At 72.4% G+C, this 1,288-nt stretch carries 2 protein-coding genes; one reads left to right on the top strand and one right to left on the bottom strand.

Annotated features, from left to right (window positions below; genetic code table 11):
• Nucleotides 1-432 (top strand): hypothetical protein (locus tag AC1D01_RS35155; RefSeq protein WP_477874213.1); only part of this gene is annotated, 432 nt, incomplete at its 5' end.
• A gap of 1 nt (nt 433) precedes the next feature.
• On the opposite strand, the gene AC1D01_RS35160 is transcribed toward AC1D01_RS35155, so the two are convergent.
• Nucleotides 434-1,288: threonine aldolase family protein (locus AC1D01_RS35160; protein ID WP_477874215.1), on the bottom strand; the 855-nt coding region annotated here is incomplete at its 5' end.

The following is a 1,288-nucleotide window of genomic DNA, read 5'->3' on the forward strand; positions in this document are numbered from 1 at the left end:
GTCTTCAGCCTGGTGCTCGGCGATGTCGGCACCGGCGACACCCCGCAGGGCAATGCGCTGTGGGTGCTGGGCAACACGCATGCGGCGCCGAGCGTGCCGAACGGCATGTCGTGGCCGCCGCGCGGCTACGTGCCGTGGGACAGCAGCATCGCCGAGCCGGCGATGCGCTGGTCGTTCTCGTACCCGGGTGCGGATTTCTCGGCGGCCACCGTGATGATGACCGACGACGCCGGCGCGGCCGTGCCGGTGACCGGCGTGGCCGAACTCGACAGGAACTATGCCGAGAACACGATGGCCTGGTCGATCGGCGGCACCGGGCAGCCGTGGTCGCGGGCGCCGGCCGACACGAAGCTCGGCGTGACGGTGTCGAACGTCAAGATCGGCGGCGTCGCGAAGAGCTTCAGCTACAGCGTGACCTTCATCAAGCCCTGATTCAGGTCCGCAGCATCGCGGCCAGCTTCGCGAACAGCGGCAGCACGGCCGCGTCGTCGGCCTGCAGCAGCCGGTCGCCGACGTAGAGCTCGGTGGCGCTCCAGCCCGGCACCTCGGCGGCGCGCACGTGGCCGAAGAGCCAGCAGCGGTCGTGCGTGGCGAGCGCGTCGCGCGCGTCTAGCACCGCATCGGGCGGTGCATCGAAGAACAGGTGCAGCAGGTTGGTCTGCGGCACCCGCGGGTTCACGCGCAGCCCGGAGATGGCGTTCAGCCCGGCGGCCAGCGAGAGCGCGCGCTGGTACAGCGCCGGCATCAGCGCCAGGCGCTCGTCGAAGCGCATCGCGGCCGACACCAGCATCGGGCTCAGGTGGTAGAGCGTGCCGCCCAGGCGCCGGCGCCACAGGCGGGCCTGCGCGATGACATCCTCGCTGCCGGCCAGCATCGCCCCGGACACGGCACCGATGCCCTTGTACAGCGACACGTAGACCGATTCGAAGCCGGCGGCGATCTCGGCCGGGCTGCGCTGGTAGAACGCTGAACACTCCCACAGCCGCGCGCCGTCGAGGTGCAGCGGCATCGCGCGCCGGCGGGCCGCAGCGTGCAGGGCCTGCAGCTCGTCCCACGTGGGCAGCTGGCCGCCGGCCTCCCGGATCGGCAGCTCGACGATCGCGCAGGCGAGCGGCTGGCGCACCGCGTCCAGGTCGGCCGCGAGCATCGGCCGCAGGCGGTCGCCGACCGGCACCGCGTGGCACTGCAGCAGCGCGCTGAAGGCTTCCTCCTCGTGCAGTGCCAGGTGCGACGTGGGATGCAGGCCGAAGCGCGGCAGCCGCGCCGCCTCGGTGTGGATGCGCAGCGC

Source organism: Rhizobacter sp. P3_B12, assembly GCF_056402895.1.